Source organism: Caldibacillus sp. 210928-DFI.2.18, assembly GCF_020554505.1.
Classification (GTDB): domain Bacteria; phylum Bacillota; class Bacilli; order Bacillales; family Caldibacillaceae; genus Caldifermentibacillus; species Caldifermentibacillus hisashii.
The window spans coordinates 34977-43026 of the sequence record NZ_JAJCHL010000025.1; the positions used below are offsets into that span (position 1 = coordinate 34977).

Genomic DNA, 8050 nt, shown 5'->3' on the forward strand with positions numbered 1-8050 from the left:
TCCCCCTTTCCATTATTTTTCCTCCTCAACAGGCACACGAATCTCACCGGACATGAGTTTTGGGAGGAGGGTGTCTCTAGTCAATACCAGTTTTTGAATTTCTAAATTTTTTAATGAGATACTATCATGCATTGGTTTTACAGCTTTTGAAAATTTAACCATTAATTCAACAGGTGGTAAATATATTTTAAAATTTAAAGTATCTTTCGGTTTTACTCTCTGTCTACTTCCAGTTGAACCGGTAGCATGAGATACTAACATTTCGCTAAAGTAATCAGAATTGATAAATTCATATACATAGTAAAAAATATTGTTTTCTTTTGGGACATAAACTATAAATTCTGTTGAACATATTGCAAATTTATATTGGGGTATAGGTTTCCAAATCCTCTTGGTATTAGGATTAAGTTTTGAAATTAAAATGACATTATCATCAATTAGATATTTGTTGCTTTTTATTTCCTTACCCATTTGTATTTCAGGTGTTTTATTATTATCTAATGCTGGTATACTATAGTGCTCAAATACTCTTTCAGCATAATTTTGAGGATTAATACTCTTAGTTGAAATATTTACAATATTATCTAAGGTCGTAACTTTCCACCCCTTAGGTATCATCCCCAGTTCACTTTCAACCATTTCCCCGCCACTGGATTTATACGGTTCACCATTTTCATTTGGAAATTCAAAATCGACAAACCATTGTTTAAAAATTGCTTGAGCCATTTCCTCAAGTTTTTTGCTGATTTGGTTATTAATTTCGATTTTTTCATCGAAGGAGGAAAGAATGTTTGCTATATTATTTTGGTCTTTTATAGGAGGTAGGTTAATTTTCATTTTATTTATTATCTTAGTTGTTAGACTACCTCTAATACTGTGACCATCTGATATTTGCCGTAATTCTTTATATCTACTCTTTAAGTTGTAAAATACATATACCGGATTAACTAACTTATTATTAGTTCTTATAGCAATTATAGATTGATTAATGAAGGTATCAATCTTACATAAAGAAACTTGCCCACGAGTATTTCCTTGTCCTGCAGATGCAATTACAATATCATTCTTTTTTGCAAGTTTTGTAGAAGAATTTTTTACTCCCGCCTCTGTAATAGTTTTTTCTGTATTTGTGATAAAAGTATTTCTCGTTTCACCTGAAGATAACCAATTATATTCTCCACCCCAATATTCTTCTTTCTGGGTAGAAGGCGTTCCACCACTAAAAACAACTTCTGAAATGTCTTCAATTAAATATTCATTCCAATTATTAGAACTCAAACCCAATCCCCCCTAGGTTCTTCCGGATTTCTTCTTCTAATCGGCGGGATTCTTTAAATAGTACACCTAGTTCACTTGTCAATTGTTCCATTTTTTCTTCAAACGGGATGCCATCGTCTTCCGCCTCTTCAATGCCGACATAGCGGCCCGGTGTGAGGACATAGTCATTTTCGCGGACTTCATCAATGCTAGCGGCTTTACAGAAACCTTGGATATCTTCATATTTTCCGTCACGATTGCGCCAGTTATGGTAAGTCTCCGCAATTTTGGCAATATCTTTGTCGCTTAATTCCCGGTGGCGGCGGTCGACCATTTCGCCAAGATTTCGTGCGTCAATGAACAAGATTTCTTTTGCCCGATTGCGATATTTTCCATGTTCTTTTTTATTTCGGTTGAGAATCCAGAGAGAAACCGGAATCCCTGTCGAATAAAATAACCGATCCGGCATGGCGACAATACAATCCACCAAATCTGCATTGATAATATTTTTTCGAATTTCTCCTTCATTAGAAGTGTTCGAACTTAAGGACCCGTTGGCAAGGACCGTTCCTGCCACGCCATTTGGGGCTAAGTGATAAATCATATGCTCGAGCCAAGCAAAGTTCGCATTGCCTTCCGGTGGGATACCAAAAGCCCAACGAACATCATCGGTTAATTTATCGCCACCCCAGTCACTCACATTAAACGGTGGATTGGCTAAAATGTAATCGGCTTTCAACGTCCGGTGTAAGTCATTATGGAATGTATCCGCATGGCTTTCTCCAAGATCCGCTTCTAATCCGCGAATGGCTAAATTCATCCGGCACAGTTTCCAAGTCGTTGAATTCAGTTCTTGACCATATATGGACAAATTATTGATTTTCCCGCGATGTTCTTCCACAAATTTTTGACTTTGGACAAACATCCCGCCACTTCCACAAGCCGGGTCATAGATGCGACCTTCATACGGTTCGATCATTTCAACCAATGTTTTAACCACACTTGTCGGTGTATAGAATTCCCCGCCGCCTTTTCCTTCTGCGCTGGCAAATTTGCCTAAAAAATATTCGTATACTCGACCGAGTAAATCTTGTTCATTTTGATCATGTAATTTAATCGTAGAAATCAGGTCAATGAGCTCACCTAACCGGCGTTTATCAAGTTCCGGGCGGGCGTACCGTTTATCAAGCACCCCTTTTAAGGTCGGATTTTCTTTTTCAATTAAAATCATCGCATCATCAATGAATTGCCCGATTTTCACATCTTTCGCACGGTCTTTAATGAAATCCCAACGTGCTTCTTTCGGGACCCAGAAAATATTTTCTGCTTCATACTCGTCGCGATCCTCTTCAAAGCCCGCTCCTTCATCTACCAGTTCTTGATACTTTGTTTCAAATTTATCGGATATGTATTTTAAGAAAAGCAGACCTAAAACCACATGCTTATATTCAGCGGAATCCATGCTGCCACGTAATTTGTCTGCTGCTTTCCATAATGTCTCTTCAAATCCTACGTTTGCGGTTGTTGCCATATTTGTCCGTTCCCTCCAACATTCAATGATTGTAGTCATCAAAAACTTCAAAAATCTCACGTTCAAATTCTTCTTGCTCCGGATCACTATTAATCCACTCCGGTAACACTTCTAAATAATGGGCTAAAGCTTCAATCGTTTTATGGAAAATCGCTTCATGTTGTGCTTTCTCCAGTAGTTCAACAATTAAAGCGTACGTATCCATATACGGATTTTCATCAATAATATCAATGACCTGCTTAAATCGTTCTACTAGTTTCGCTTTTTCAATGGCACGCTCGATCGTGTTTAGCTCTTCTTTATCATAAACAGGTACTTTCACTAAGTAATCGGACTCTTCATCAACGCGAAACTCTTCTTTTTGTCGTTCAACAATTGGCTTTAAGTCTTGTTTTAACTTTTCTTTTTGGATTTCTAGTTTATCAATATCCGTTAATTCTTTTGTAAAATAGCTTCGATTGATGCCGAATAACCCTTCTAGTACCGGTAAATATTTTTTGGGAATGTTTTGCTTTCCTTTAATCCATAAATTGATGTTTTGTTTTTTGATTCCTAACTTTTCCGCTAATTCAATATGTTGGACTTGATATAAGCTGAGAATATATTCGAGGCCATTCAATCTTTCACCCCACAAACTATTGTCCTAGTCAATATGTCTTTATTATACAAGCTTTAAATAGGCTTTACAATGTGGGGGGATGAATATTTTGGGTAATTAAGAGGAAATGGCTAGGGGCGATTATGCCCCTCATTGTATCTTTATTTAAGTTGAATCGTTTCATAATCACCGCCAGCAAAACCAAAGCCACTGGAAACTTCTAAAGAGAAACTGGTTGCATCACTTGGCAGTTCAAATACAAGTTTTCCAGTTTTTGAGATTCCCGGATTGATATCTTGTAAGAAAAAGTCGGCAAAATCTCCCAATGCCATCATGACGTCCGTATCCGTTGTCGGCTCGAATTCTCTTCCTTGATTGTCTTTGATTTTAAACATGCTGCTATCGACCATTCTTGTTTCTTTATCGTTATTAAATGCTTCAATATCAATGACAACAAACTGTCCGTCCGTTGTTGCAGGTTCAAGATATTCATTATCAGATTTTAATTCATTCGTTGTTTCAACGTTTGAAACGGTGTAAGCAAGTTTACCAACTTCAACTTTTTCACCAATCGCATGGACTTTCTTTTCCTCTTTCTGATCAGTATTTTTCACCTCAGAATCTACTTTTGATGAGGCGGTAGTTGAATTATTGCCTTTCGTAGAGTCTCCATCATCACCCATCAAAGCCCCAATGACACCAAGTATAATGAATATACCAACTACCCACAAAATGAATTTTCCTATTTTTTTCATAAGTTCTCCTCCTAATTCACTTTTTAATTTATTGTCCTAGACAATATTTACTTTACACAATTTTATTGTCTCAGTCAATATTTTTTCATTTATTAAGGACGCTCTATAGTTGCATAAATTAATCCCTCGAATATTATTGGAAATAAAATAAGCAAATTTTATCTTATGTTCATTTTTAAAAGGGATGGTCCAGCCGGAAAGTGATACCAGTTGTAGATAAGTCGGTTTTTTACTTAACATACCCGGGAAAATGATATATTTTCTTTTGTCAGTTACTAATATTTATGCCCTATTGCGAATTCATCTTTTTCCACGTAATATAAATAAGAGTGACGATAATTTTTAGCGCTCCATTTTTATTTTTTTACTTACCCAAAAAAAGGAATGACTCGATGATGAAGACTGGAATTTACAATCGTTTATTAAATATCCTTGATGAAAAACATATTGCTTGTGACGAATATTTGCGAAAACATACGTATACAAAATTAGGTGGCAAGGCAGATTTTTTTGTAACCCCGGATCAATATGAACAAGTACAAAAGGTTGTTAGGCTATGCCATGGTGAAAATATCCCGTTAACTTTGATCGGGAATGGCTCAAATTTAATTGTTCGCGACGGTGGGATCCGTGGTGTTGTTCTTTCTTTGGCAAACTTAAATAAAATTACGGCAACAGGTACAAAGATCATCGCTCAAAGTGGCGCTTCAATCATTGATACTTCAAGAAAAGCTTTGGAAGCACACTTAACCGGTTTGGAATTTGCCTGTGGGATCCCCGGAACGGTTGGCGGTGCGGTGTTTATGAATGCCGGTGCATATGGCGGGGAAATGAAAGACGTTCTCGAAAGTTGTCTTGTTGTGGATAAACATGGTGAGATAGTTAAACGGGACGCCAAGGACTTGGATCTCAGCTATCGTCACAGTAATATTGCTGAAAATGGTGATTTTGTTTTAGAGGCGACTTTTCAATTAAAAGAAGGAAATTATGAAGAAATTAAAGCCGTTATGGATGATTTAACATTTAAGCGTGAGTCGAAGCAGCCGCTCGAGTATCCATCTTGTGGCAGTGTCTTTAAACGGCCGCCGGGGTATTTTGCCGGAAAGTTAATCCAAGACAGTGGTTTACAAGGAACGCGAATTGGCGGTGCAGAAGTATCGAAAAAACATGCCGGTTTTATTGTTAATATTAATAATGCAACGGCAACTGAGTATATTTCGTTAATCGAACATGTTCAAAAAACCGTGAAGGAAAAATTCGGCGTTTCTTTGGAACGAGAAGTGCGTATTATTGGGGAAGATTTAAAGGAATAAACTTTTTGAGTACTAATAGTGAACCTTCAAAGGTCCTGTCCTTCGATGCCAAAACCGGAAAACCCGTGAATGTAAAACATTAACATTCTCGGGTTTTTCGTTTGGTGAACTTTTTTATCTGCTGTGTCTAATCAACCTACTTTAATGGCTTGTACACAATTTTTTTATCTGTAAAAATACTGGCAACAACAAAGGTGATTAGTGACAGTACGACCGGCATGACAACTGTATGCATACCGAATGCGTTCGGGTAATACGTATGAAATAAAATATAAGAACTAACGCCGACAATCATGGACCAAATGGCACCGTAGCGATTGCCTTTTTTCCAATATAGCCCTAAAATCACCGGCCAAATAAACGCTGCCTCCAATCCCCCAAAGGAAAATAAGTTCAGCCAAATAAGAAAGTCCGGTGGTGATAATGCCATAAAGAAAACGATAACTCCCAGCACAGCCGTTACGGTATAGCTGATTTTCCGAATTGTCCGTTCTTGCGCATCCCGGTTGATGTAGCTTAAGTATATATCTTTAACAACTGCAGAGCTGACCATAATTAGGAGCGCATTCACCGTTGAGATAATCGCTGCCATTGGTGCGGCAAGAACAACACCGGCTAATACGGGCGGTAAAACTTCCATCGCAATTGTAGGCATCACCGTATCACCTACAGCAATATTCGGATTAATGGCACGTGCAAACACTCCAATTAAATGCATTCCGAGCATAATCATACCGACAAAAACAGTACTGATGATGATGGCTTGATGCATCGCTTTTGCATTTTTATACGACATTGCCCGGACAGCAATTTGCGGCAAGCCAACGACCCCGACACCAACCAATATCCAATAAGAAGACACATATAACGGACTTAACTCCCCATTCGCGCCAAACGGACTAATCAGGTCCGGATCAATGACAACGAGTTTTTCCATAATATTCGTTACCCCACCACCTGCAATAATCGTCGCCACCAGTAAAATCAATGTTCCAAAAAACATCACCGCACCTAAAATCGTGTCTGTTAAGGCAACCGCACGGAATCCCCCGACAACAACATAAATCATGACGGAAAGGGCAAAAATCAATAATGCTAACCAGTACGGTATATCGAGCAGTGATTCTATCAATCTTGCACCACCGACCCATTGTGCTGCCATAGATGAAAACAGGAAAATAATAATGCTAAGTGCAGCCAATAGTCCGACAAGTTCACTTTGATAACGACTTTTTAAAAAATCAATTAAAGTTACTGAATGATATCGCCTGGCAACGATGGCAAATTTTTTTCCAAGAATCATCAGAACAAAATAGCCTGCAGGAAGTTGGGCCATCGATAAAAGAACCCAACCGAGGCCGGTGGAATATGCTACGCCCGGACCGCCGATAAAGCTGCTGGCACTTCCGTAAGTTGCCATCATCGTCATGGCTAGAATAAATCCGCCCATATTACGGCTGCCGAGAAAATATTCGTGGAGAAACGAATCAGATTGACTGACATATTTATTCGTCCACATTCCAACAAAGAATATGATAAGAAGAAAAAATAATAGCGGTAATAAAATCCCCAAACTCATCATAATCCCCCTTTATTTGCTTCCTCAGCTGATTGTTCCTCTTCATCAAAGGGGACTTCTTTAAAAAGTACTTTTACGACAAATGTAATAAGAATGGACATTATGATTAAGCCGCCAATGCAACTGTAGAAAAACCAGGCCGGGAATCCAAGTATGTATGTATATTCGGTTGGTGAACCTTTCGAAAGACCATAAGCGAAACCAAACCACCAAAGAAAATTAATAACTACGAGCCCCACACCTATCCATGCCTCTCTTTTCGCTACTTTAAAACGTGGATCTTTTGAAAACATTTTATCTTCCATGCAATGCACCTTCCAAATTAATTCAATTTGCCGTTCACGCTATAGTTTACCTCTATCATAAACATCGGGCAACAAGTTTATCAACCTTGTTGCCCGACGTATTTGGCGATATTTTTTTGAAGCTGGTTTTGTTCTTGTGAGATGGTGCTTCTAGGGTCTCGTTTTGGGAGGACGGTTCACCTTATTTTTTGTTGCTGCTTTATCCGCTAGAGATATGGGACACTTTCCCCTAATTTTTCTCTCATATTGGCTTTTCTATGGGACATTTTCATTAATTTTCAGATGGGTTTTGTCCTATAGATAGCTGATTGTTCGTTTCTATGGGACAGTTTGGCTTACCTTTCAACCAAATTTGTCCCATATAGCCGGGCTATGAGACATTTTTGTTCCATTTTTTGATGATTTTGTCCCATGGAACACAAATCGGGCAAGCCTATGGGACAGTTTGGCTTATTTTCCAACTAATTTTGTCCCATACAGCCGGGCTATGAGACAGTTCTGTTCCATTTTTTGATGGTTTTGTCCCATAGACAGCTATTTGGACAATCCTATGGGACAGTTTAGACTATTTTCCAACTAATTTTGTCTCATACAGCCGTTCTATGAGACAGTTCTGTTCCAACTTTTGAAGGTTTTGTCCCATAGAATGCAAATCGAACAAGCCTATGGGACAGTTTGGCTTATTTTTCAACTAATTTTGTCCCATATAGCC

General features: G+C 38.3%; 7 protein-coding genes. 1 reads left to right on the forward strand and 6 read right to left on the reverse strand.

Annotation, left to right across the window (positions count from 1 at the left end; translation table 11 throughout):
* Window positions 1-12 precede the first annotated feature (12 nt).
* The 4 genes from LIZ98_RS07480 to LIZ98_RS07495 form a co-directional block, all read right to left on the reverse strand.
* Window positions 13-1278, reverse strand: coding sequence for a restriction endonuclease subunit S (locus LIZ98_RS07480; protein WP_227139317.1), 1266 nt, complete (start codon window positions 1276-1278; stop codon window positions 13-15).
* Window positions 1268-2788 (reverse strand): class I SAM-dependent DNA methyltransferase, encoded by a 1521-nt coding sequence (locus tag LIZ98_RS07485; protein ID WP_227139318.1) that lies wholly within the window; start codon window positions 2786-2788, stop codon window positions 1268-1270. Before LIZ98_RS07485 ends, LIZ98_RS07480 begins: the two co-directional genes overlap by 11 nt.
* 22 nt (window positions 2789-2810) lie before the next feature.
* The gene (locus LIZ98_RS07490) at window positions 2811-3407 is read right to left on the reverse strand and encodes a helix-turn-helix domain-containing protein (protein WP_227139319.1); all 597 of its coding nucleotides are present in this window, start codon (window positions 3405-3407) and stop codon (window positions 2811-2813) included.
* 140 nt (window positions 3408-3547) lie between these two features.
* Window positions 3548-4141 (reverse strand): DUF4352 domain-containing protein, encoded by a 594-nt coding sequence (locus LIZ98_RS07495; protein ID WP_227139320.1) that lies wholly within the window; start codon window positions 4139-4141, stop codon window positions 3548-3550.
* Window positions 4142-4533: 392 nt separating this feature from the next.
* Here LIZ98_RS07495 and murB point away from each other — a divergent pair, with 392 nt between their 5' ends.
* The gene (gene murB, locus LIZ98_RS07500; RefSeq protein ID WP_227139321.1) at window positions 4534-5454 is read left to right on the forward strand and encodes a UDP-N-acetylmuramate dehydrogenase; all 921 of its coding nucleotides are present in this window, start codon (window positions 4534-4536) and stop codon (window positions 5452-5454) included.
* 136 nt (window positions 5455-5590) lie between these two features.
* Here murB and panF read toward each other — a convergent pair whose 3' ends face one another.
* Together panF and LIZ98_RS07510 are read right to left on the reverse strand one after the other, a co-directional pair.
* Window positions 5591-7033 (reverse strand): sodium/pantothenate symporter, encoded by a 1443-nt coding sequence (gene panF, locus LIZ98_RS07505; protein WP_227139322.1) that lies wholly within the window; start codon window positions 7031-7033, stop codon window positions 5591-5593.
* Complete coding sequence (locus LIZ98_RS07510) at window positions 7033-7338, reverse strand: YhdT family protein (RefSeq protein ID WP_227139323.1); 306 nt, start codon at window positions 7336-7338, stop codon at window positions 7033-7035. Before LIZ98_RS07510 ends, panF begins: the two co-directional genes overlap by 1 nt.
* Window positions 7339-8050: the final 712 nt, after the last annotated feature.